Consider the following 25305-nt stretch of genomic DNA (forward strand, 5'->3'; position numbering starts at 1 on the left):
GCCGGAGAGCACGGTGAAACGGCCAAACCCAACCAAGCGCCAAGAAGTTCAGCCAACGCCGAACCAGATCAAACCAAACTAAACCAAACTTGATTAAGACCAGACTGGATCGGATCGGGTCAGATCAGGTCAGATTAGTGGAGGTCAGGCCAAACCTATTCTGCTTTCGCAGCTGGATCAGCTTCCACCGCGTTCGGCTCTTCAGGATTCAGGCCTGTCGCTACATCCCAGCCACCGCCCAAGGCCACCATCAGCTTGACCGCCGCCCGCAGGCGTTGAGACTCCAGGTCCAAAGCCTGCCGCTCGGCTGACAAAGCCGTGGCCTGGGTTTGGGCCAGACTCAGAAAATCCACCAGACCGGCATCAAACTGATTGCGCGTCAGCCGCAGGGACTCGCGGGCCGCAGCCAGAGAACGCGCCTGGCTGGCTTGCTCCAGCTCCAGGCCATTACGCTCAGACAAGGCATCTTCCACCTCTTTCAACGCGTCCAGAACCGTCTGGCGGTAAGCTGCCAATTGTTCGTCATAGCTGGCTTCAGCCTGCTCGACTTGCGCGCGACGCGCTCCAAAATCCAGCAAGGTCAGGGCAAAGGCCGGCCCCAAGGACCAGACTCGCGCCGGAGCCGTCAGCCATTCGCTTAAATCACTGCTACTGAAACCCCCGCTGGCTTTCAAACTCAAACTGGGAAACCAGGCCGCCTTGGCCACACCGATCTGGGCATTGGCCTGCGCCATGCGACGCTCGGCACGAGCCACATCGGGGCGCCGCTCCAGCAAGCTGGATGGCAGGCCCACCGGAATATCCGGAGCAACAGGCCACGGAGCATGGGGCACGACTTCAAACTGGGACGGTGCACGGCCGACCAGCACAGCCATGGCATGCTGATACGTCGCTTTCTCGCGGTTCAAGGCCAAACGCTGGGTACGTGCACCTTCAAGCTGGCTCAAGGCTGCCGCCACATCCCCCGGCGCCGAAAAGCCGGCGTCCAGGCGGTTCTGATTGATTTGCAAAGAGCGCTCGTACGCGGCCACCGTTTCATCCAGCACTCGTTCGCTGGATTCCACACTGCGGTACTGCAAATAGGCCTGCGCCAATTGAGACTGCAGGCTCAAGCGCGTGGCGGCCATGTCCGCTGCACTGGCTTGCAGGCCCGCATCACCGGCCTCTACCTGACGGCGAATCCGCCCCCACAAGTCCACTTCCCAATTCACCGTGATGCTGGCGTCGTAAGCACTGCTGCTTTGGCTAGTATCACCCGACCCACTGCCCCGTCGCGTCGTGCCGACCGAGCTGCCCACTTGCGGGAACTGGGTCGAGCGCGTATTGGACAAGGTGGCTTGCGCCTGACGGACGCGCGCCTGTGCTTGCTGCAAGGTGAAGTTCTGCTCGTTCAGGCTTTGCATCAAGGCATTGAGTACGCCGTCGTTAAAGCTTTCCCACCAAGGGCCGCGATCCTTCAAATCAGCCGGTTCAGCCTGCTTCCAGGCTGTGGAACGTACCTCTTCGCGAAAGTGCTCGCCCACTGGTGCTTCAGGCCGCTGATAATCGGGGCCAACAGCACATGCGGCCAGGAGCAGCACCATCCCAGCCAGTGCGAAGCGCGGAAAAATCATGGCGTTAGAAGTAGGCATATCAGCTTATATATTCAAAGTTGTCTGGTTCTTGCGGCGCATGAAGCGATGGCGCCAACGATCCAGATAAAGATAAACCACCGGCGTGGTGTACAAGGTCAGGATTTGACTGAGCACCAAACCTCCCACAATGGTGACGCCCAGAGGCTGGCGCATTTCCACACCTGGGCCGGACGCCAAAATCAAGGGAATAGCACCAAAGATGGCAGACAAGGTCGTCATCATGATGGGACGAAAACGCACCAGGCAGGCTTCATAAATGGCTTCACGCGAACCCATGCCGCGCTCACGCTCCATTTGCAAGGCGTAGTCCACCATCATGATGGCGTTTTTCTTGACGATACCGATCAGCAAGAACACCCCGATCATGGCAATCAGGTTGAATTCGCCACTGGTCATCATCAGGGCCAGCAAGGCTCCGATCCCGGCAGAAGGCAAGGTGGACAGAATGGTAAGCGGGTGCATGTAGCTCTCGTACAGCATCCCCAGCACGATGTACAAAGCAACCAGAGCAGCCAGGAACATCATGGGCTGCTTGGCCAGGGCATCGAGCATCTGCGCCGTATTGCCTTCAAAGCCCGCCTGAATCTCGCGTGTAGGCAGCTGAATGCGGGCCATGGCCTGTTCAATGGCCGCCGTTGCCTGACTGAGGGTGACGCCTTCGGCCAATCCGAACGACACAGACTCGGCCACCAGCAGACCCATATGGTTAATGCTGCGCGGCGCGGTGCCCGTGCTAAAGCGAGTAAAGGCTGACAGGGGGACGCGGGTGCCGTCCTTGGCCACCACCTCGATTTCCTTCAGGGACTCCAGATCCTGGGCAAACCGGGGCTCCACTTCCATGACCACGTAATACTGGTTCAAACGACCAAAAATAGTGGAAACCTGGCGCTGGGAGAAGGAGTTGTTCAAGGTACCAGCCACCATGGACATATCAATACCCAGGCGCGTTGCCATATCACGGTCAATTTCCAGTTGAACCAGACCGGCCTTGTCGTCGGTGCCGGTATCCACGTCCACCAGCTCAGGCAGCTCGGACATGGCCTGCTGGACCTTGGGCAACCAGGTTTTCAGCAACTCCAGATCGCTGCCCAGCAAGGAGTAGTCATAGGAGCCACTGCGCCCGCCGCCCCCGCTGCCAACTGGAATATCTTGCTGCGGCACCATAAACATGCGTGCTCCCGGCGTGGTGGATAAAGGATCACGCAAGCGATTCACAATATCCGTCGTACTGGCTTTACGCTCATCCATGGGCTTGAGCTCAACCAGAATGAAGGACGAAGTGCTGCCACTGCGACCACCGGCGAATACAGCCACCGAACGGATATCCGGGTCCTGATTCAAAATGGAACGGAAATACTCCAGCTTGGGCACCATGGACTGGAACGACGTGCCCCTGTCGACCCGGAAGAAACCCATCAACTGACCGGTATCCTGCTGCGGAAACAAGCCCTTGGGTACCACGGTGTAGAGATACACATTCAGGCCAATAGTGGCAAACAAGGAGAACAGCATCAAACGATGATGCTTGAGCGCCCAATCCAGAGAGCGACGGTAACCATGCCAACTGACACTGCCTATCCAGCCCAGAAAGCGGCTGACCGGATTAGTGGATTCATGCTCTTGCGGCCCGGGGCGCAGCAAACGGGCAGTCATCATGGGGGTCAGCATCAAGGAGATGACCAAGGACACCAACACAGCGGTACACAGGGTGACGGCAAACTCCATGAACAGGCGTCCGGCCAGCCCCCCGATCAGCCACAAGGGAATGAACACGGCTACCAGCGACAAGCTCATGGCGGTTACCGTAAAGCCCACCTCACGCGTCCCGCGCAAGGCCGCCCGCATGGGAGACAAGCCTTTTTCCAGGTAACGCATAATGCTTTCCAGCACCACAATCGCGTCATCCACCACAAAGCCCGTGGCCACAATCAGGGCCATCAAGGAAATGGTGTTCAACGTGAAGCCGAACAAATGCATGAAGGCAAAGGTGCTGATCAAGGATGCCGGCACGGCAATGGCCGGAATCAGGGCAGCGCGCCAGTTTCGCAGGAACAGCAAGACCACCAGCACCACCAGAGCCACCGCAATGATCAAGGTCAGCTGTGCCTCTTCCAGCGTGGCACGGATACTGGGGGTGCGATCCTGCGCCACCGTCAATTGCGCCTGGCTGGGCAGCATTTCCTCGATCCCGGGCAAACGCTCACGAATGGTATTCACGGTCTCGATAATATTGGCACCCGCCTGACGGCGCACAATCAATAGAACCGCTTCCTGGTTATTCCAGTACCCCAGACTGTGAATGTTCTCGACAGAGTCCTCGACCTTGGCCACATCGCCCAAACGGATAACCTGCCCGTCCTGATTCTTCAGCACCAAGGGTTCAAAGAAGCGTGCCTGGTTATATTGCTTGCCCGAATTGATCTGCCATTGACCCTGCTCGCCTTCCAGATAGCCGTTGGGACGCAAGCTGTTGGCGTTATTGATCACTGAACGCACATCATCCAGCGCGATACCGGCCGAGGCCAGAGCCTTGGGGTTCAGTCCCACCCGGACGGCAGGCAAAGAACCGCCACCCACATCAACCGAGCCCACACCCGGAATCTGGGCCAGCTTCTGCTGCACAATACCGCTGGCCATATCAAACAGCTGTGCCTTGTTCGCGGTTTGCGAAGTCAACGCCAGCACCATGATAGGCATGGAGGAAGGGTTGACCTTCTCGTAGGTAGGCACACTGGACATGCCCGAAGGCAACATGGGCCGAGCCTGATTGATAGCGGCCTGCACATCGCGCGCGGCCCCTTCAATATCCCGATCCAGCTCAAACACCAACATGATCTGGGTGGAGCCTTCGCTGCTGCGAGAGCTCATCTCAGAGACACCGGCAATGGAACCTAAAGCCTGTTCCAGCGGGGTCGCCACGCTGGAAGCCATGGTTTCAGGGCTGGCACCGGGCAAATTGGCCGAGATCGCAATCACCGGAAAATCCATTTCCGGCAAAGACGCCACAGGCAGGAGCCGCAAGGCCAGTGCGCCCACCAGGACCATCGCCAGTGCCAGCAGGCTGGAGCCCACTGGCCGGAAGATAAACAGCCCTAACAAGCGCTTCATGTCGACTCGCGTACCGACTTGGCACCACGACGGGTAAAGCGGTCAAAAAACAGATAGATCACGGGAGTCGTGAACAAGGTCAGTACCTGACTGGCCAGCAGCCCGCCAACCATGACCAGACCCAAAGGTTGACGCAGCTCTGCTCCCGAACCCGTCGCCAGCATCAGTGGAATCGCACTGAACAAAGCCGCCAGGGTCGTCATCAGGATAGGACGGAAGCGCAGCAAGGCAGCCTGATGAATGGCTTCCTGGGGGCTTACGCCCTGCTCGCGCTGCGCCTCCAGCGCAAAGTCGATCATCATGATGGCGTTCTTTTTCACGATACCAATCAGCAGGATGATCCCGATTACCCCCACCATATCCAGGTCCCGTCCGGCCAATAGCAGGGCCAGCAGCGCCCCAATGGCGGCAGAGGGCAAGGTCGACAGAATGGTCACAGGGTGGATGTAGCTCTCGTACAAAACACCCAGCACGATGTACATGGTCAGCACGGCGGCCAACATCAACCACAGTGTGCTGGACAAAGAAGCATGGAAGGCCTTGGCCGCGCCCAAATAGCGGGTATCGACCGAGGACGGCATGCCGATCTGATCAGGCACCGTTTCAATGGCTTCGATCGCGTCGGACAAGGAATAGCCCTCAGCCAGGTCAAAGGACACATTCACGGACGGGAACTGCCCCAAACGCTCCACCGATAGCGTGGTTGGCACCAGCTGAATACGCGCCAGGGACGTAATTGGCACGGGTGTGCCTGCTGCCGTCATCACATGAATATTTTCTAGATCCTGCGGACCTTGACGGTATTGATCCTTGACCTCCAGCACGACGCGGTATTGGGCAGACTGCGTGTAGATTGTGGAGATCAAGCGCTGTCCGAAGGCGTCGTACAGTGCATCATCAATATTGGCTTTGGTCACGCCCACACGAGCCGCCGCATCCCGGTCTATATCCAGCAGCACTTGCAAGCCATCGTTTTGCAGGCTCATGGACGCATCTTTAATCTGCGGCAAGGCATTGACGGCATCCAGCCAGCGCGGCATCCAGGTGGTCAGCACCTCGGTTTCCGGATCCGACAAGGCCATCTGGTACACATTGCGGCTGATCTGATCGTCGACCGTCAGCTCCTGGATGGACTGCTGGTACACCGACAGGCCGGGGATGTCTTTCAGACGTTCATCCAGCCTGCTCATGATTTCATTTGCACCAGCCCTGCCCGAGCCGATGGGCTTCAAGGCAATTTGCAGGCGGCCATTATTCAGCGTGGCATTGGTACCATCTACCCCGATAAAGGAGGTGACGGCCTCCACATCCGGGTCTTCCAGCACAATCGCCACGGCTTGCTGCTGCAAATTACCCATTGCGCGGAACGACGCGGTTTGTGGCCCTTGGGTAATCGCCTGAATCAGGCCGGTATCTTGCTGGGGAAAGAAGCCTTTGGGGACAATCACGTACAGCAGGCCCGTCAGGATCACGGTGCCTACGGCAACCCAAAGGGTCAAGGTCTGATGACGCAGGACCACAATCAGACCACGATCGTAGGCCGCAATGATGCGATCCATCTGATTGCCCAACCAAGTGGTGAAGCGGCCATACTGGCGCTCGTCCTCGGGCTTGAGCATGCGCGCGCACATCATGGGCGTGAGCGTGAGCGAAATGAACAGAGAAAGCAGGATTGCCACGGCCAGGGTAATGGCAAACTCACGGAACAGACGTCCAATGACATCGCTCATGAACAGCAGCGGAATCAGCACGGCGATCAGGGAGATCGTCAGGGACAGCAGCGTGAAGCCAATCTGCGCCGCCCCCTTCAAGGCCGCCTGCAAGGCGGTTTCGCCCTTTTCGATATAGCGGGCAATGTTCTCGATCATCACGATCGCATCATCAACCACAAAGCCGGTGGCGACCGTCAGGGCCATCAGGGTCAGGTTATTGATACTGAAGCCCCACATCAGCATGATGGCAAAGGTGGCGATCAGGGAAATGGGCACAACAACACTGGGAATCAGCGTAGCTGTCCAGGTGCGCAGGAACACAAACGTCACCAGCACCACCAGCACAATGGCCAGCATCATTTCCTTTTGCACATGGTCAACCGAATCCCGAATGGTCTGGGTACGGTCCGTGGCCACTTCCACATCCACGCCTACCGGCAAGGAACGGCGTATTTCCGGCAGCAAACTTTGAATCTGGTCCACCACATCAATAACGTTGGCCCCAGGCTGGCGCTGAATATTCAGCAAGATCGCGGGCACGGTGCCCATCCAGGCGGCCTGACGCACATCCTGTGCATCCCGTACCACCTTGGCCAGTTCGCCCAGACGCACGGCGGCACCGTCCTTATAGCTGACGATCAGGTTTTCGTAATCCTGTACTGTTTTGAGCTGCTCGTTGGCGCTGATACTGGTGGAGCGCTGTGGCCCGTCCAGATTCCCTTTAGGCTGGTTTACGTTCGCCGCGACCACGGCCTGGCGCAGATGGCTCAAGGTTAGATTGCGTACCGCCAGAGCATTGGGGTCGGCCTGAATACGCATGGCCGGCTCCTGGCCACCCGCAATACTGACCAGGCCCACACCCGTCACCTGCGAGAGCTTTTGTGCCACCCGCACATCAATCAGGTCACGTACCTCGTGCAAGGGCATATTGGGGGAGGTCACCGCCAGGGAGATCACCGGGGTATCGGCCGGATTGACCTTGTTGTAGATAGGTGGAGCGGGCAAATCATTGGGCAGCATATTGGAGGCGGCATTGATCGCCGCCTGCACCTCTTGCTCGGCCACATCCAAAGGCAAGCCCAGATCAAACTGCAAGGTAATGCGCGATGCCCCGCCCGAGCTGGACGAGATCATCTGCGACAGGCCGGACATGCTGCCAAAGCGCCGCTCCAGCGGTGAAGTAATCAAGGCCGCGACCACATCCGGGCTGGCACCCGGATAGAGCGTAACCACCTGAATCGTGGGGTAATCCACCTGCGGCAAAGCAGCCACAGGCAGCATGCGATAGGCCAGCAAGCCAGACACCAGCAAGGCCACCATCGCCAAGGTGGTAGCCACCGGGCGCAGGATAAAGATACGCGACATGCTCACGGCTTACTCGCTTGCAGGACGTGGACGGCGACCCTCACCCGGACGTTTGCCCTGCTCCGGCTTGGCGGCTGCATCGGCTGGAGCAGGCTTTTCCTTGGCCTGGCCATCTTGTTGCATCACCTCGACCTCCGAGCCTTCACGCAAACGGTCAGTGCCTTCAACCACTACACGATCGCCCTCTTTCAGGCCGGTTTTGATCAGTGTCGATTCCAGGGTAGCGGTGCCCAGTTCCACCACTTGAATATGGACCTTGTCCTCCTCATCCAGAGTGTAGACATACGTGCCTACCGAACCCCGCTGTACGGCATGCGAAGGAATCAGCAGCCCCTGTTCCTGTCCCAGGAATACGCGGGAATTCACAAACTGATTGGCAAACAGGGTCTCATCGGCATTATCAAACTCGGCCTTTACTTTCAGCGTGCCGGTATTGATGTCGATCTGGTTATCCAGGGCCTGCAGACGGCCTTTGTCCGACAAGAGCTGGCCTTTGCTGTCGATCAGGGAGACGCGCAAAGGCGACTCGCTTTGCTTCATGGCCTCCAGCAGGCTGCTCAACTGGTTCTGCGGCAAGGAGAACTCCACGCCGATGGGATCCGTCTGGGTAATCACGACAATCCCATCGGTACTACCGGCAGACACCAGATTGCCCTGGTCCAGCTTGCGCAAACCCAGACGACCATCCAAAGGCGCTGTGATACGAGTGCGATCCAGCTGGACCTGAGCACGAGCGACTTCTGCCTGATTGGACTTGATCTGTGCCTGCAGCTGCTGAACCGCCGTTTCCTTGGTTTCCAAGGCCTGGCGAGCAATCGAATTTTGTTGGAACAGGATGCGGTGACGGGCCAGCTCCTGCTGCGCTCCTTTCAATTGGGCCTGATTCTGCGCCAATTGCCCACGGGCCTGATCCAGCTGCACCTGATATGTACGGGGGTCGATTTCAGCCAGCAAGTCGCCCGCCTTCACACGCTGGCCATCCTTGAAGTGGATGCGCTCCAGCACGCCATCGACCTCACCGCGGACCGCAACGGTCTGCAAAGGCTTGACCGTGGCAATGGCATTGACCGTTTGATCGATCAAGCCCTGCTTGACCGTGGCAACCTGAACCGGGACTTTAGTAGCCCCCATCATGCCGCGAGGCCCGCGCAGGGGAGTGGGCGTACTTGAGGGGGAAGACAGGGCGTAATAAACGAGGCCTGCTGTTACCAGCAGTCCTACCGACACCCAGACATAGAAGGATCGGGACCGCCGTCCTCTGCCTGTGTTCAACTCCGACATGAATACTCCCCGGCTAAAACTTGATTGTCTCTATGCACGGTCTAAATAAGCGTTTAAGCACTACCTATCGTGACGGCGACACGCATTATGCCGCCAAAACACGATAGCAATTAGTCTGAAACGATCAAGAGATACAAGCGCTGACAAAACAGCATCCTTGCTAGACCACGCTGGCACAGCAAGTATAAAAGCGGCTGTCTGAACCTTATATGAACAGCGTATTCAGCCGAAGTTGCAACGGGCCAGCCTAAAGGGGATATCTACAGTCACGGCCTGCGGTTTCAATTGATTATCCTGCTGCACGAAGCGTATCCAGATGACATAGCGGTTAGCACTCATTTCCGGATAGATGCACGCACCCGCGTCCACCCACACCCGCAGCAGCTGGAAGGTCTTGCCTGCCAGCATTTCTTGATAGGAACCGTCACGGGCCACCTGATCGGCCGAGTCGCCCGACTGGCGCAGCAAGCGCAAAATCAGGGCCAGCCCTTGATACAGCGGCAGGAAAGACTCCGACCAGCGGCGCAAATCCTGAACGCGATCCGTATCGGAACGCTGCTGCCAGGAGTAATAAGAAGGCATGTCCACCTGGGACGTACCGCCGGGCACGGCCACCCGGCCCCGCAAGCTGGCCAGCCATTCATTGTCGCGCAGGCCCTGCCCCACCCTACCCTGGGCCGACAGATCAGCGGCAGCACGCACAATTTGTTCAATCATCTTATCCAGCGCCTGCAGCTGAACACCGGGGTGTTCGCGCAGCGCAGCCAGCGCCACGCGCTGACGCTCCAGGTCTTGAAGAACGGCAGAACGCAAATCGGTCCGATCCGCGATGTCCAGCAAATCAAACAAAGTCGCTACAGCGATCTGATGCGAGTACGCATCCTGGTTGGCCGAAAAATGAAACAGCCTATCGAACAAGTATTCGACTCTCAGTAAAGCCCGGACACGCTCATTGCAGGGGTATTCGTATAGAGTCACGCGTTTAAAAACCTTTTTTTGTCGACTGGAGAGTCAGACACGTCGTGTTGTCAGGCAGTCAAGGCACACCATCGTTGGTGCACCGCCCGTGCCCGCTCTTCCAACAGGGACAGCGTCGTCTGTCCATCGTTCAGAACCACATCATCGGCCACGTCCAGCCGCTGCTGACGTTGCGCCTGTGCTGCCATGATACGTTCAATTGTGGCCACTGCCAGCCCGTTGCGCTTTTGTACGCGCTCGATCTGGGTCGCTTCATCACAATCCACAACGCAAATCCGGTCCACACGGTCGCGCCATCGTCCTGACTCCACCAGCAAGGGTACAACCACAACAAGATAACATCCTTGCGCTTTCAAGGTCTGTGCTTTTGTTACGTTCCAAATCAGAGGATGAATGATCGCCTCCAGGCGATGACGAGCATTGGGATCGGCAAACACACAGGCCCGCATCCAATCCCGATCCATGGAACCATCTGCTGCCAAAGCATCTGCACCAAAGGCGGCGCGAATCGGTTCAATGGCCAGGCCACCAGGCGCAGTCAACTCATGCGCGATTACATCCGTATCCACGACGGCCGCCCCCCAGGAGGCAAAAAAATTGGCCACCTGGCTTTTGCCCGATCCAATTCCACCGGTCAGCCCAATCGTCAGCATGCGCAATCCACGGATAAAAAACAAAACTGTAACGTACCCACGCCAATCCTCCTACCCTGAATAGACCTGATACTGTCCCGCCGCCCCTGGTCTAGCGTAGAATTCAGCTATCAACCAGTCCACGGAAGCCCGCCATGTCTTTCACCAAGATTTCCCCCCTGCGTTCCCTTACCTTGCTTTCGGTCGTGTTGCTGGCAGCATGTGCCCAGGCGCCCGTCCAGCCAGCCCCCAACGAGGGCCGTGACTCCACCCAGAAAGACGCCCTGCGCCAGGCGCAAGGCAGCGGCACCGCGCGTGCTCCCTCGCAAATCAATTTGGGTTTTGGCAACCAGGAAGGACTGCACGCCATTACACCGGCCCGCGCCGAACAGCCCACCGCCCAGGCCGATCGCAGCGTTCCCGAACTGGCCGAACCCAAGACCTTTTTGGGTACCCTGTCCTGCCCGCCACAAAGCGGCGCTTGCGAGCCCTACAAAATCAGCGTGACCCTGGCTCCCGCTGGCCAATGGCGCATGCGTGCCACCCCGGTAGGCGCTGGCCAGGAACATCACAAGAGCGGTTGCTGGGTTCCAATCGGTACACAGCCCACCCGTATCGCCCTGCTGGCCAATAACGACTCGACGCTGGCAGACCTGAGCTTTGTGAACAATAACGTCTTGCGTATCAATACCTTCAACCAGCAGCGTCCTACGCTGGAAAGCCACCTGACTCGCCAGGCCGACCTGGACCCGGTCAGCGAACTGGACGGTCAGGCCACCCCAGCCTGCCGCTAAGCTAAGGCACAGACAGGCCGCCCACCAGGCTGGGCGGCAACACATCCCGCAGGCCCGGCTCGCTGAACACAAAGCGAGTCAATTCAACCGCATTGCGCACGCGTAACTTCTGAAAAACGCGTGCCCGATGCGCCTCCACCGTACGCTGGGAAATCTCCAATTCAGCCGCAATCACCTTATTCGCCTTGCCACTGGCGATATAGGACAGCACGTCGCGCTCGCGCGGAGTCAGGCTTTCAAACAGCACAGAGGCGGGCAAATGACTATTCAATACCATGTCAGTCTCGTATATCTGTACCAGGCGAACAGGCCGCCTGCGATGTGAAGAATTAACCATAGACAGAGTTTGTCATTTTAGGCAGGGACTACACGACTGTTAACTTATACGGGATGTTTTTGTCACAGGACTAATATAGAGACGAAGATTTCACTGCGCTGGGGTGGCGCAGGTATAAAAAAAGCACAGTAAAAACTGTGCTTTTCTCACCAAAGAACACAAAAAATCAGGCTTTAACCATTTCCAGGTTGTCGATCAAGCGTGTCGCGCCCAGCTTGGCCGCGGCCAATGCCACCAAGGGCTCACCGGCTGCGATTTGCTCTTGAGTCGGTTCCAGCAAATCCGACTGACGACGCAAGGCCATATAGTCCACCTTCCAGCCCAGATCCGTCATTTTCTTGGTCGCATAAGCCTCAATCTCCTCGCGGCTTTGACCTTGCTGCAAACGCTCATTCATTTCCTGCAGCGCGTAATAAATCTGCGGAGCCTGAGCGCGTTCCTCGGGGCTCAAATAGCGATTGCGTGAAGACATGGCCAACCCATCTTCTTCACGTACCGTCTCGTGAGCCAGAATCTTCACCGGCAACTGGAACTGACGCACCATCTGACGCACCACCATCAGTTGCTGATAATCCTTCTTCCCGAACACCGCCACACGTGGCTGCACACAGGAAAACAGCTTCAGCACAACAGTACAGACGCCTTCAAAGAAGTCCGGACGGAAGTGGCCTTCCAAAATTCGGCCCAAATGATCAGGCGGGCTGACACGGAAACTCTGTGGCTCCGGGTACATCTCGCGCTCCGAGGGGGCGAACAGGACATAGACATCACGCTCCTGCTCCATCTTGGCCGCATCATCTTGCAACGTACGCGGATAACGGTCGAAATCCTCGTTCGGGCCAAATTGCAGACGATTCACAAAAATACTGGCCACCACCGGATCACCATGCTGGCGAGCCATCTTCATCAAGTCCAGGTGGGCTCGATGCAAATTCCCCATGGTTGGAACAAATGCCACGCGTGTCTGGCCCTGGAGCTGATCGCGCAGTTCTTGGATGTTATGGACGACTTTCAAAAAATTCTCCGCTACGGAATAAGATCAGGCCCATCGGCCTGCGCTCGAATATAGGTCAGGCGCAAATAAATAGGAGCGTAGGGCTCGGCCTGCGTAATTTCAAGCAGTGACTCTCGTGCCAATTCCAGCATCGCCAGAAAATGCACGACAAGCACCGCCGCCGGATCACCCTGATCCAGGCGTTCATTAAACAGCTCTGTAAACTCCATGAAGCGCACATGCTGCAAACGTCGCAGAATCTGGCTCATGTGATCGCGCACCGACAACTGCTCACGCGTAATCTTGTGGCTGGCATTGAGTTTGGCACGCTTCAGGATACCCAGCCAGGCCTCGCGCAAATCATCCGCATTCACTTCGGGCGGGATCGCTTCCACAACCAGCTCGGCCTGCGCATTGGCCAGCAGATAGTCGCGCCCCATCAAGGGCAGTTCGTCCAGACGACGTGCCCCTTCCTTCATGCGCTCGTACTCCAGCAAACGGCGCACCAGCTCCGCACGCGGGTCATCCACCTCTTCACCCGTGTCAGCTCGGCGTACCGGCAGCAACATGCGCGATTTAATCTCGATCAGCAGCGCAGCCATCAAGAGATACTCGCCCGCCAGCTCCAGATTCGTGGCGCGAATCTGCTCGACATAAGCCAGATACTGCCCGGTGACCTGGGCCATCGGAATATCCAGCACATTGAAGTTCTGCTTACGGATCAGATACAGCAACAGATCCAGCGGGCCTTCAAAGGCGTCCAGAAACACTTCCAGCGCATCGGGCGGAATGTACAGATCCTGGGGGATCGCAAACAGCGGTTCGCCATAAAGACGCGCCAGCACATCCTCGGTCTGAGGAGCTGGCGTATCCACAACAGGCTGCTGTGCAATCTCAGTCACAGGCGCAGGTGTACAGATTTAGTTGTTTTCGTAGTACACGTAAGGTTTCTGAGGCGTGCGAGCAGCCTTGTAACCGTCTTGCAGCTCCTGATCAATCTGCTTGTCCCACAGACGATAGCGGCCTTCACGCTGCCGTGCTTCGGTATCCGCATTCTGATCTTTATACTGTTTAAGAAACTGGGTAATTTCGGATTCGAAATTCTTTGCCATAATACCTGTACGCCTAAAATAAATTGGATAACAGAAAAGTTTGAGTTTACTGCACCGCACACCAGAGAGTTCGCTGCATGGCATCTGAACAGACCGAAGCCGTCCAAGCGGCGACCATGTCCCCCCAAGAACGTCGAGCCATACGCATTATTCCCTACATTGTGGGATGTGCATTGTTCATGCAAATGCTGGACTCTACGGTTGTAGCCACTGCCCTGCCCACGATGGCCTTGTCACTGGATACCAGCGTCATCCGGATGAATACCATCATTACCAGCTACCTGCTGGCCGTGGCCGTATTCGTTCCGATCAGTGGATGGGCTGCAGACCGCTTTGGTGCACGCAAGGTGTTCCTGGCCGCCATTCTACTCTTTACCGCCAGTTCTGTTGCATGTGCCCTGTCCCAGACCCTGCCCCAATTAGTCATTTCCCGCGTGATACAAGGCATGGCGGGGGCCATGATGGTGCCGGTGGGACGCATTATCTTACTGCGACGCGTCCCTAAAGATGAGCTTTTAAGCGCCATGGCGGTGCTGACCTTGCCTGCCTTGCTGGGCCCCATCATCGGCCCGCCTGTGGGTGGTTTTTTAGTCACCTATGCCAGTTGGCACTGGATCTTCCTGATCAACATCCCCGTGGGTGCGCTGGGTATCGCTCTGGTATTGCGCTATATACGTGAGGACTATCCCACCGAGCGCCCCCCTCTGGACTGGCTGGGCTTTATCTTGAGCGCTATCTGTCTGGCCACGCTGGTGACCAGTTTCGAGAACGTAGGTCACGGCACCATCAGCTGGACCACGCTGGGCTGGCTGACCCTGGCCGGTCTGGTCGCGGGGGCATGGTACATCTGGCACTCGCGGCAAGTAGCCTATCCAATTATTGATTTGTCCTTGCTGCGCACCAAAACCTTTGCCATTTCTGTGCTGGGCGGCAATCTGTGCCGTTTCTCGCTAGGCGCTGCACCATTTCTGTTGGCCATCATGCTGCAAACCAACTTTGGCATGAGCGCATTATCGGCGGGTCTGATCACCTTTACTGGTGCCATTGGCGCCTTGGGCATGAAACTGGTGGCCCCACCTATCATCCGGCGCTACGGCTTTCGCAAGGTACTGATCGTGAATGCCTGGCTGACGGGCGTATTCATCGCCCTGTGCGCCATGTTCCAGGCTACGACGCCCATGTGGCTCATGATTGCCGTCCTGACTGCAGGCGGTTTCTTCCGCTCCCTGCAGTTCACTGCAGTCAACACCCTGACCTACGCCGATCTGGAATCCGAAGCCATGAGCCAGGCCAGCAGTTTCGCTGCCATGGCGCAGCAATTGGCCATCAGCCTGGGTGTGGCATGTGCGGCGGTAACGCTGAATGTCAGCATGGCATTGCGCGGAGCCAGCAGCGTGGAGACCCAGGATACGATCTGGGCCTTTCTGATCCTGGGTGCGATTACCGCCATATCCAGCCTGTCTTTTGCCCGACTTTCAGCCAGTGATGGTGAGTCTTTGCAGAAGAAGTAGATCTACATGCCAAACTGACCCCGGGTAAAACAAACGCGATTAAGGGGCCACACCCTCAGCGGTAATCATGGATACATGCGGCTAGAGGCCCAAGGCATCTCTATAGAACTGCGTTTGAACACCAACCGATCATGAAGCCGAAAAGGTTTATCGATCCAAAACTCCATCGACAGAGGAACGATACGAAACCCAGTCCAATACGAGGGCCTTGGAACTTCACCAATGCCAAAGCGAGCCGCCTGGACCGCAACCGCTTTGGCCAGGTCCCCTCGTTTGAGCAAAGGGCGGGATTGTTGACTTGCCCACGCCCCTATCCGGCTTGCACGATCTCTAGACGCAAAATGTGCATCAGCCTCGGCGTCCGAAACTTGCTGAACCTGTCCACGAAAACGAATCTGTCGGTGCAAAGACTTCCAATGCAACACCCCGGCAGCCTGCATATTGCTAAGCAGCTCTCCTCCTTTTTGAGACTGTGTATTGGAATAAAAGACCAGTCCTTCTTGATCAAATTTCTTCAATAAGACCATACGGACATTGGGCATTCCAGAGGCATCAGACGTAGCAAGCGCCATCGCATTTGCATCGTTCACCTCACTCCGATGAGCTAACTCGAGCCATTCCCCAAACAAAACAATTGGGTCATTGCCTACAACTGTATTTGTCTCATCGTTAAAAGCCTCACTCACATCGTGCGTCACTTGAGTCATCTTCGAAACACCTAAGCGAAAGAAAGTAGTTGGGGCGCCGCCAGCAGATTGCGCCATTTATCAGCGTCATCACCCGGCTTGCTGATCATACGAGCCTGGCCATCCTTGCCAACGATCACCTCACCAGCAGGCGGCACATTCAAAAACTCCATATGCTGCGTCGCGCAATACGCTCCCACATCAAGAACCAGCAAATAATCACCTGCCTTTACCGAGGCAGGGACAGTCACTTCACCTGGTATAGGATAGTCATTCCGTAGCAGCGTGCGGCCTCGAATTTTGGCTCTACCCGCGTCCTTGTAGTCTGTAATTTCCTGAAAGTGGTCGTCCAGAAAGACAGTATTGTGAGGCCGATTACGTAGCTGGGCAGAGGGCATCAACATGCGAGAACTATCTGTAACAACGATATGCCCATTGGAATGACGCACTACATCTCGTTTGACGCTTGACACCAAAACACCGGAGTCAGCCAACACATCACGGGCCGGTTCAAATAAGAATTTAACCGTCTCAGGTATTTTCATTTCGACCGCTAGGTCACGGATCGCAAGGAAATAGGTATTCCAGTCAAAATGCTTTTCCTCTTCATCCCATAATTCATAGTTAAAACCATGCCCACCCGCAAAATTAATTGATTTCGCTGATGGAAAGTGTTTAACAAACATGTGGAAGATTTCACGCACGATATCAACCATATCCTGAAGTGAATTGCCACTTCCGCAATACACCTCAAAGCACTCCAGAGTCCGCCCACTATCTTTCAACATTTGGGCTAATTGTCCCAGTTGCTCGACCTTCACCCCAGGTTTATCCGAACGAAGACTATCTATACGAGCACTGATCGTCGGCGCATTCTGCTCAATAGCAAATGCGATTTCATCAAGGCTAGCCAGAAACACCAAATGCTTTTTGGCATTCCAATAGCTGAGTTCCTTGTTCGAAACATGCCCTGGAGAAATAATGAATCTGTCAAACCCATACTGTGTGAGTAGCTCGTACTCATTAGGCATCTGTAACAAGATACCAGCCCCTGCATCATGAAGAGGTTTCATGACATGAGGGTTTGCATTGGGGAAAAACGGAATGTACAGGGAGACACGCCCCTCCAAGCCTGCAGCACGATAGGCTGATGTAATGCGCTGAAAGTTCTTCAGAACCTGGCTTTCGCTGTAAACAAAGACAGGGGTGCCGGATTTAGAGCAAATATTAGCTAGGTTAGCTGTTGAAACCCAATGACTCTCTAAATAACGAACATCCAAACACGGCACGTCTTGCTCTGCGGCCTCATATATCGACATAGTGTTCCTCTTAAAACAAAGTCACAACAAAGAAAGGTGGGTTGCAAACACCCACTACAAACAGGTGATAGAGCGCGTCGCATGTTCAATATCAGACACTCGCATCAACTGCTCACCAATCAAAAAACCCTTTATTCCGCTAGCTTTAAGACGAAGCACTTCTGCTGGACTGGATATTCCACTTTCACTAACTGCCAAACAATGCGGCCCCAACATCTTGAACAATCGCTCTGACACGCCAAGATCAACCGAGAAGTCACTCAAGTTACGGTTATTTATCCCGACCATTCGTACATTCATAGACAAGGCGCGTTCTGCCTCGGCCTCATCATGAACCTCAACCAGCGCTTCCATTCCAAGACTTTGAGCCCGCTCCATCAGCTCTTTCAGTAAGGAGTCATCACCTAGCATCGACATAATCAATAAAATGCAGTCGGCGTTCATCGCTCTGGACTCATAGACCTGATACATATCCACAATGAAATCCTTACGCAGTACCGGCAAGTCAGACGCAGATTTTGCAAGCTGCAGATCCCCTGCCTTCCCTTGAAAAAAATGGGCATCAGTCAAAACCGACAAACATGCTGCACCGCCCTTTTTATATGCTTGGGCAATCTCAACAACATCAAAGCCTTCTCTAAGCAATCCTTTTGATGGACTCGCTCGCTTGATCTCTGCAATCAGTGCAATCTGGTCTCGCACCACGCGTTTTTCCATGGCGGAAACGAAACATCGAGGTGGTGGCAACCGGGATATAAGAGACTCAAACCTAGATAGAGACATCTCGCTACGAGCTCGTTCGATTTCCTCAAGCTTATAAGCCTTGATCGTGTTCAAAATACTCATAGGTCACCAGAAAGCTCAGAGGAAAACAGTTGGGGAGCATCCCCCTGACAAGAAACAGAGATCAAACGCTGCAAACATCGCAATGCCTGGCCCTCATCAATGGAAGCACGCGCAATTCGTATGGCATCTAACCAGCCCTCTGTTTTCCCGGATGCAATTAATGCTCCAGCCGCATTGATCAATGCGATATCCCTATAAGGCCCAGCCTCCCCTTCGAGGACTGAACGCAGTGCATGTGCATTCGTCTGCGGATCTCCTCCTTTTAAGACGTCAGGCGCAGCTATAGACAAGCCAAGGTCCTCTGGCCGTATCTCGAGATCAGTCAAATGACCACTGATAGCCAACGTTGCAAAAGTCGGACCTGTGGTAGTAATTTCATCTAGTCCATCAGAACCATGAACAACAAGAACCCGTTCAGATCCAAGCTCAGCCAAAGCAGCAGCTAAAGGGCGAACTAAGCTTCTGGCGTAAACACCAACCAAATGATGCTTAACCCCAGCTGGATTGAGTAACGGACCAAGAATATTAAAAAGTGTTCTGGTTCCAAGCTCTACGCGCACCGGCATCGCTTTCGCAAGAGCTGGATGATGAGCAGGAGCAAAAATGAACCCAATTCCAACCTCATCAATGCAGCGTTCAATCGTGTGAGGCTGTACGTCCAGATTTACCCCAAGCGCTCGCAAGACATCAGCAGCACCAGACCTTGAGGAAAATGCTCTATTCCCTTGCTTGGCTACGCGAACTCCAGCACCTGCCACAATAAAAGCAGCACATGTAGAAACGTTGTATGTCCCCGAGTTATCGCCCCCCCGTTCCCAGGATATCCATCGTTCCTGGTGGAGCCTGTATAGTCACCATACGTGCTCGCATTGCAAGAGCGGCACCGACTATCTCATCGATAGTCTCACCACGCATGCGTAATGCAGTCAGCACTGCCCCAACTTGTGCCTGGCTAGCTTTCCCAGAAACGATACTGTCCATCAAAGCAGCCATACCGTTACGACTCAACGACCTGTACGAGACAAGGTCTTGAATAGCCGATTTGATATCAAACGCGTCGGTTTGCATTGTTATGGGGGTCTGCATGAAAACCTCAGCGGCTATGAACACATATCCATGCGCTCTGACTGAAATGCATTGAATACATCCAAATCCTCCGGGAGAGTCTGGTTCCAATCCAATGTCACATTCTCTCGACGAAATGGAGGTATGTCATATAAACGGTTGTCCAATGTCCTAGCGAACAAATGACCGGCATAAACTGCGGCAGCTATCGTACCCGGTGCATAACAATCACCAATCCTCACTACTCGTCGCTGGGGGCCATCCCCTTCATTGAGAACAGCAAGCTGCGCATCAAGCTCCCGATACAAGGAATCATTCGGTACCTGTGAGGTCACCAATACCACCGCATCCGCAAGGAGAAATCGCTTGCGCCCGGTAAACACACAAGCAATCACAACGCCATCCGATAAAATCTTCTCTAGCTTGTGGGATACATGTACACCCTCACACAGCTCGATCAATCTTTTCTGAATTTTTGGCTGCTCAGCCGTATTGAGCGTGAATGCCGAGACCAAGCTCTCTGGCGTCACAAAACTCACGGAACAACCTTGGGCGGCAAGCCGCTCTCCAATCACCCCTGCCATGTAGTAGTGATCGTCATCAAATATGAGTACCCGGCCGCCAAGCGAACTCCCAGCCATTACATCGTCAGGAGTAAAAACCGGTAACCGGTTCAAACCTTCAACGGGTGCCGAGTAGGTACGCCCCACACCATCTGCCCGCCATCGAGCGCCAGTTGCCACGGCAATCAAATCGCAATCTGTCTCCAGAACCATGCTGGCGGAAACAGGATTCTCCGGTAGAACAAGGACATTCGGATTCTTGCGCAACTGCCCCACTCGCCAATCGGCAACCCGACGCCATGCTGATAAGCCAGGCAAACTAGCCTCCGTCAGAGCACGTCCACCTAGATTGCGCTCCTTATCAGCCAAGATCGTTTCATAGCCACGTCTTCCCAACCACAATGCGGCCTCCAAACCAGCAGGCCCGGCCCCTACCACCAAAACTGTATGATCTGTATTTTTGGGCTGGATGATTTCTGGATGCCATTCTCTACGCCACTCTTCACCCATGGTGGGGTTCTGAGTGCATCGCAAGGGGACACTGAGCTTGTCTGATGCCACACAAATATTGCAACCGATACACTCTCGAATATCCTCAAATGCCCCTGTTCTGATCTTCTCCGGAAGATAGGGGTCTGCAATAGAGGGCCGCGCCGCCCCAATCAAATCCAACTTCCCAGTCGAGATTAATGACAGCATATGATCCGGGGATGTATACCGACCTACACCTACAACCGGCTTTCCAGTGACCTGTTTCACAAAGCTGATGTAACTGTCCTGAAAACCTTCATCACTAAAACGCGATGTCTGTCCATCATTCCCAAATGGACTGAGATTTACATCCCAAAGATCCGGCAAGTCGGCCAACATTTCAACAACATCACGGCCCTCCCCCTTAGCAGAAAGACCAAAAGGTCCAGCCAGCTCATCTACACTGAATCGCAAAGCGACTGCACATCGATCCCCCACGGCCTCCTTAGTATCCAAGAGCAACTCTTTTAATAAACGCACTCGATTTTCCAGGCTGCCCCCATACTCGTCTGTTCTCTGGTTATGACGCCGCGACAAGAAATGAGCTGGAAGCGTCATGTCGTGGCCTGCATAGATGTACACAATATCGAACCCAGCTCTCTTAGCATTAAGCGCAGCATTCCTGTGCCAACGCAAAAAGTCTCGAATATCACTTTTGTCCATTTCCCTGGCAGTAACGGGAGCCACTCCTCTTGTCGGAGCCAAGGAAGGGGCAAAAGGGATAGCACGCGTCTCCAAATTAGTTACGTGAAAACCATTGTGAGCAAGCTCTATGCCTGCCAAAGCACCGTATCGCGCTATCTCCTCACAAGCTTTGGATAAAACAGGTATATCCCTGGTATCCCAAAGCCTAAGCTCTCTCGGATGACAACTGGAGTAATGAATGTCGCACTGCTCAGTGCAAATAACACCCCATCCGCCCTCAGCCTTGATCCCCCGCATTCGAGCCATTGCACTTGGGTGCACCCGATTCATACCATTGCAATGGGGCACCTGATAGAAACGGTTTTTAGCGATTACCGGACCAATACTCAAAGGCTCAAAAAGTGGTGCATAACGATCAACAGTTACTGGGGGGAAAATAGTCATTGTTATCTCTGATTGTTGTGCTGACAGACCTGAAAGACGCCAACGCCATGCCCTACTTACAGAGTTCAGGCACAAACTCAAAACATCGACTGTGCTGAGTCAGCATTCCCTCCTTCAGAACCTCTATCTCCAACTCAGCCGCACGTATCGTGATGCGTTCGTGCAAGGCCTCCAGATCTTCATAAGCCCGCTCATGTAATGCCTCCGCGACGACCAGTACCGTATCTGACTCTTTAGAGACCACGGACTGAGCCCCCTGCCGGAAAACCCAGCGACGTGAGTGCGCATGGTTGGCCTCATCGGCAAACACAATCTCGTCTTCTGTTGGATGTTCGACCTCACCCTGAAAGGTTCGGTAAATCTCCGTACCATCGGCAGGCCGAACTGTGATGCCTCCAGAAATATGGGCGCAGTCAAATGCCGCAATCGGAATGGCTGCCTGCATAGACTCTGCGTTCAAAGTATCGATCAAGGGATGAAAGCCAGGCAGGTGTCCGTCTTTACGAAAGCGACGCAGCAATGCCTCAACCGCACAGCGGTATTGGGTCGGCTTCATGCCCATCTGGGAATACGCCTGACGCCAGGCCTGAATAGACGGGAGTTCGCTCTCCGGCCCCTGCTCCAGCAACTGGCCAACCCTCGTAAATGTGCTGTTCAGGGCATCGTTTTGGAGTTTAGCTACCCTCACCCCTTGTAAAACCAGGACCAATGCCGTCAGCCTCGGAAAGCGGTTCCACACAGTGTCAGAATGATTGAAGTACATGGTATGCAGGGCACCTTTCGCCAATTGAAAATGTGAAATACAGGCAAGCACACTGCCTATTGCGTCAGTACGGTTCGTGCTCGGGTTCGCTCCGGGAAGGTCAACACAAAAATGGCAAGAATGACCGTGGCAACACCCACAATCTGTACCCACCCAATCTGCTCCCCTAAAACCAGCGCTGCCAGGGTGACGGCTGTCAAAGGAGCCACCGCCGTAAATACAGACGCTTCGCTGCCACTGACCCGCGCTGCCCCGCCATACCACAGCAAAAACCCTGCAACGGTAGGGACAAGCGCATACCAAGCCACAGCACCTATCGCTGCGGTATCTGGCATGGAAAGCGGTAACTCAAGCAAAGCAAAGGGCAAGGACACCAGCAGGCCCAGACCGGTCATCGTGGTGGCTTGCAACAAAGGCCGCAGCGGCACAGGGATGCGCTTGTTAAGCAAAATGAATGCGCTCTCACAAACCACGGCTCCCAGGATATAAAACATGCCAATGGACGAACTTGGACCTGAGCCCTTCCAGACCACTGCCATGACACCCAAGGTCGCCAGCACGACGCTGATCAGCAGCCTTAGCCCTGGCCGCTCGCCCAGGACGATCACGGAGAAGAGCGCAGACACAGCGGGCAATGTGCCGATGATTACGCCCGCATCAGCCGCCGACAAATGGGACAAGCCTGCTATCAGTAAGGTCGTATAGCCAACACTGCCCGCCCCGGCCTGAAGCAGCAACAGTACCCAGTCCCGGAACAACAGCTTGGGCCACCGCTCTCGCTGCCAGAACATCAGGGCAAGCAAAACCGGCAAGGCAAGCGCAAAACGAAGTGCCGTTGCCAAAAAAGCAGGCATGTTGCCAGCGATCAGCTTGGAGGCAATGACAGTCGATCCAACCGTCATCATGGCCAAGGACAGCAATACATATCCAAGTTTGCGACTTGACATCTTTTCCTCTAGGACGCAAATCAATTCACGTAATAACTTGGTATTTAATAGTATTGATCAAGAAAAATCTTGAACGATATTGCAAGGAGACAGAAAATCCGCAGGCATCAAGAGGGAGCACTATTTTTTTGATAAAAACAAAAATAGAAAACGACTAGAATAATCATTTCCCCACTCATCCAGGAACACGAAGTGCGCTCTTAGAAAATGAAAGGAAATATCCCAAATGAAGGTCAGTAAGCAATTCAAAGCGAAGGTATGCGGGCAGACAGATATCGTCGCTGTTGAAGCGATGTCCAGCCAATCGTTTGGTCGGCATACTCACGATCAGTTTGGGATAGGGGTGCTGGTCAGCGGAGCTCAGGACTCAGCCAGTGGTCGCGGACAGGTACGAGCGACCAACGGCAACATGATTACCGTCAACCCGAATGAAGTTCACGATGGAAGACCCGTAGACGGCAAGGCAAGAACCTGGCGCATGCTGTATCTGGACCCAGAGCTGATCGCCCAGTTTGCCCAGTCCATGGGGCATAGCGCCGGGGTGGAGTTTATCCACCCTGTTCTTGGCGACACCTCGGCGGTCATGGCATTCAAGCGCCTGTACGTGGCATTAACCGATCCAAAGCGCGAGCCCAAGCAAGGACTGATAGATGAAATTGCGGAGCAGGAGCTTTTTCAAATTCTGGTGCCACTGCTTGGAAATAATCAGCCCACGGAAGCAGAGATTCTATCTGCCGAGTTAGCCAGAGCCAAAGCTCGTCTTGATGCTCACCCAGAAATCCCGGTCTCACTTAATGAACTGGCAACGGAGGCCGGTTTAAGCCGATTCCAATTTCTAAGGGCGTTCAAGGCGGTGACGCAATTGCCGCCTCATGCGTATCGACTACAGCGTCAGCTGCAAATGGCACGCCGCCTGATCATGCAAGGACACACCTTACTGCAAGCGTCTCTTTTATCGGGTTTTGCAGATCAAAGCCACTTAACCCGCCATTTCGTCTCAAGTTATGGCCTGACGCCCGGCTCCCTCTCTCAATCTCGCAAAATGCAGTCTTTTTCGGCGCTCAAGTAATTGAGAGAAATCCGATAATTAATTCAAGACGACAAATCAAGAATCAATAATTTTGATAATTTATTTTATTGAAAAAAATTTGATTGGCAATAAAATCAATCTTGAAAAATAAATAATAAGGAAGCCAATTTAAACCGGCTTATCCTCATCCTCCAGCAACATCACCAGCTTGCAATCCGGCCGTATCGCCAGGCGAAAGGTAAATTGCTGAAAGCGGCGCACTCCCTGGCTGGGGTGCCGGAAATCCCGCAAGCCGCCCTCCCGCTCCACCACGGTCTGGCGTCCCCACCAGAAAGCGAATACCTGGCTTTGCTGCGCCAACTCCTGGATCAAAGCCTGTATATCGGCCTCGTCCGCATGGGCGCCTACGTCAGCACGGAACTCGGCCACGACGCGGCTGGCGCGCTGCTCCCAGTCCACCACCAGCTCCCGCGCTGCGGGGTCCAGGAAGATATAACGCAGCAGATTGGGCTGCTCGCTACGGTCGGGCCAGCCATCGAACAAACCCAACAAGGCTTCGTTGCGGGCCAGTACGTTCCAGCTGCGGTCCAGAATGTAGGCCGGAGCGGAGACGCTATCGACACATGCGCTCAAGCCTTGCGGCAAGGGTTGAATATCACCCTGCCAATGTTCAGGGTCAGCGCAATCAGCCAGTTCAAACAGGTAGTGGCGCTCGGCTCGGGCCAGTTTCAGAACAGTTGCCAGGCGGGCGCAGACGGTGGGAGATACAGTAACGTCGCGGCCCTGCTCGATCCAGGTATACCAGGTGGTGCTGATATCGCACAGCTGAGCCACCTCTTCGCGACGTAAACCGGGAGTGCGACGGCGCACGCCGGGGGCCAGGCCCAGGTCGACAGGCCGGATGCGTTCCCGCGCATGACGCAAGAAACGCCCCAACGCCTGACGCCGGGTTTGGGACGCGCTCTCGGCGCCTCCCGGATTAGCCCCTGTTGGCCCCGTCGTTCCCAT

22 protein-coding genes are annotated in these 25305 nt (G+C 55.0%); 3 read left to right on the top strand and 19 right to left on the bottom strand.

Going from position 1 to position 25305, the window contains the following annotated elements; genetic code table 11:
- Positions 1-155: 155 nt before the first annotated feature.
- The 6 genes from CPY64_RS14775 to coaE all read right to left on the bottom strand — a co-directional run bounded on the left by CPY64_RS14775 (position 156) and on the right by coaE (position 10731).
- Positions 156-1631 carry an efflux transporter outer membrane subunit gene (locus CPY64_RS14775; RefSeq protein ID WP_042486564.1) on the bottom strand — a complete coding sequence of 492 codons (1476 nt, stop codon included), beginning with the start codon at positions 1629-1631 and terminating at the stop codon, positions 156-158.
- A gap of 6 nt (positions 1632-1637) precedes the next feature.
- A complete protein-coding gene (locus CPY64_RS14780) occupies positions 1638-4742 on the bottom strand; it encodes an efflux RND transporter permease subunit (RefSeq protein ID WP_042486567.1) in 3105 nt (1034 codons plus the stop codon).
- Entirely contained in the window at positions 4739-7825 is a 3087-nt protein-coding gene (locus tag CPY64_RS14785) for a multidrug efflux RND transporter permease subunit (protein ID WP_042486571.1), read from the bottom strand. The genes CPY64_RS14780 and CPY64_RS14785 overlap by 4 nt, the downstream gene beginning before the upstream one ends.
- Positions 7826-7828: 3 nt before the next feature.
- Positions 7829-9100, bottom strand: a complete 1272-nt coding sequence (locus tag CPY64_RS14790; protein ID WP_042486573.1) for an efflux RND transporter periplasmic adaptor subunit — start codon at positions 9098-9100, stop codon at positions 7829-7831.
- Between the two features lie 222 nt (positions 9101-9322).
- Complete coding sequence (gene zapD / locus CPY64_RS14795) at positions 9323-10078, bottom strand: cell division protein ZapD (RefSeq protein ID WP_042486576.1); 756 nt, start codon at positions 10076-10078, stop codon at positions 9323-9325.
- Between the two features lie 50 nt (positions 10079-10128).
- Positions 10129-10731 (bottom strand): dephospho-CoA kinase, encoded by a 603-nt coding sequence (gene coaE, locus CPY64_RS14800; protein WP_042486884.1) that lies wholly within the window; start codon positions 10729-10731, stop codon positions 10129-10131.
- Between the two features lie 134 nt (positions 10732-10865).
- On the opposite strand from coaE, the gene CPY64_RS14805 reads away from it, so the two are divergent.
- Positions 10866-11504 carry a hypothetical protein gene (locus tag CPY64_RS14805; protein ID WP_042486579.1) on the top strand — a complete coding sequence of 213 codons (639 nt, stop codon included), beginning with the start codon at positions 10866-10868 and terminating at the stop codon, positions 11502-11504.
- Position 11505: 1 nt separating this feature from the next.
- Here CPY64_RS14805 and CPY64_RS14810 read toward each other — a convergent pair whose 3' ends face one another.
- The 4 genes from CPY64_RS14810 to CPY64_RS14825 form a co-directional block, all read right to left on the bottom strand.
- Positions 11506-11781 carry a response regulator transcription factor gene (locus tag CPY64_RS14810; RefSeq protein WP_042486583.1) on the bottom strand — a complete coding sequence of 92 codons (276 nt, stop codon included), beginning with the start codon at positions 11779-11781 and terminating at the stop codon, positions 11506-11508.
- Between the two features lie 226 nt (positions 11782-12007).
- Complete coding sequence (gene panC, locus CPY64_RS14815; RefSeq protein ID WP_042486585.1) at positions 12008-12856, bottom strand: pantoate--beta-alanine ligase; 849 nt, start codon at positions 12854-12856, stop codon at positions 12008-12010.
- An 11-nt stretch (positions 12857-12867) separates the two neighbouring features.
- Positions 12868-13710: a segregation and condensation protein A gene (locus CPY64_RS14820; protein ID WP_042486887.1), complete on the bottom strand. Its 843-nt coding sequence runs from the start codon at positions 13708-13710 to the stop codon at positions 12868-12870.
- A 45-nt stretch (positions 13711-13755) separates the two neighbouring features.
- Positions 13756-13947, bottom strand: a complete 192-nt coding sequence (locus CPY64_RS14825; RefSeq protein ID WP_042486589.1) for a DUF3460 family protein — start codon at positions 13945-13947, stop codon at positions 13756-13758.
- Between the two features lie 77 nt (positions 13948-14024).
- Here CPY64_RS14825 and CPY64_RS14830 point away from each other — a divergent pair, with 77 nt between their 5' ends.
- Positions 14025-15458, top strand: coding sequence for a DHA2 family efflux MFS transporter permease subunit (locus CPY64_RS14830; RefSeq protein ID WP_042486592.1), 1434 nt, complete (start codon positions 14025-14027; stop codon positions 15456-15458).
- Positions 15459-15523: 65 nt separating this feature from the next.
- Here CPY64_RS14830 and pdxH read toward each other — a convergent pair whose 3' ends face one another.
- Genes pdxH through CPY64_RS14865 form a run of 8 tightly spaced genes read right to left on the bottom strand, consistent with a single transcriptional unit; the run spans position 15524 to position 23267 of the window.
- Positions 15524-16165 (bottom strand): pyridoxamine 5'-phosphate oxidase, encoded by a 642-nt coding sequence (gene pdxH / locus CPY64_RS14835; protein WP_009458730.1) that lies wholly within the window; start codon positions 16163-16165, stop codon positions 15524-15526.
- An 11-nt stretch (positions 16166-16176) separates the two neighbouring features.
- Positions 16177-17463, bottom strand: a complete 1287-nt coding sequence (locus tag CPY64_RS14840) for a hypothetical protein (RefSeq protein ID WP_096917398.1) — start codon at positions 17461-17463, stop codon at positions 16177-16179.
- 54 nt (positions 17464-17517) lie between these two features.
- Entirely contained in the window at positions 17518-18309 is a 792-nt protein-coding gene (trpC, locus tag CPY64_RS14845) for an indole-3-glycerol phosphate synthase TrpC (protein WP_035270368.1), read from the bottom strand.
- A complete protein-coding gene (gene trpD, locus CPY64_RS14850; RefSeq protein ID WP_232623241.1) occupies positions 18306-19067 on the bottom strand; it encodes an anthranilate phosphoribosyltransferase in 762 nt (253 codons plus the stop codon). The genes trpC and trpD overlap by 4 nt, the downstream gene beginning before the upstream one ends.
- A gap of 40 nt (positions 19068-19107) precedes the next feature.
- A complete protein-coding gene (locus tag CPY64_RS19280) occupies positions 19108-19395 on the bottom strand; it encodes a hypothetical protein (protein WP_307188532.1) in 288 nt (95 codons plus the stop codon).
- Positions 19396-19409: 14 nt separating this feature from the next.
- A complete protein-coding gene (locus CPY64_RS14855; protein WP_042486595.1) occupies positions 19410-21557 on the bottom strand; it encodes an oxidoreductase in 2148 nt (715 codons plus the stop codon).
- Positions 21558-21609: 52 nt separating this feature from the next.
- A complete protein-coding gene (locus CPY64_RS14860) occupies positions 21610-22320 on the bottom strand; it encodes a B3/B4 domain-containing protein (protein ID WP_042486598.1) in 711 nt (236 codons plus the stop codon).
- Positions 22321-22376: 56 nt separating this feature from the next.
- Positions 22377-23267, bottom strand: a complete 891-nt coding sequence (locus CPY64_RS14865; RefSeq protein ID WP_042486602.1) for a DMT family transporter — start codon at positions 23265-23267, stop codon at positions 22377-22379.
- 226 nt (positions 23268-23493) lie between these two features.
- Here CPY64_RS14865 and CPY64_RS14870 point away from each other — a divergent pair, with 226 nt between their 5' ends.
- On the top strand, positions 23494-24336 hold the full coding sequence (locus CPY64_RS14870) for an AraC family transcriptional regulator (protein WP_009458723.1): 843 nt from the start codon (positions 23494-23496) through the stop codon (positions 24334-24336).
- Between the two features lie 129 nt (positions 24337-24465).
- Here the strand turns inward: CPY64_RS14870 and CPY64_RS14875 are convergent, their stop codons facing one another.
- Positions 24466-25305 (bottom strand): helix-turn-helix transcriptional regulator, encoded by an 840-nt coding sequence (locus tag CPY64_RS14875; RefSeq protein ID WP_042486606.1) that lies wholly within the window; start codon positions 25303-25305, stop codon positions 24466-24468.

The sequence above is a fragment of the Alcaligenes faecalis genome, assembly GCF_002443155.1.
GTDB lineage: Bacteria > Pseudomonadota > Gammaproteobacteria > Burkholderiales > Burkholderiaceae_B > Alcaligenes > Alcaligenes faecalis.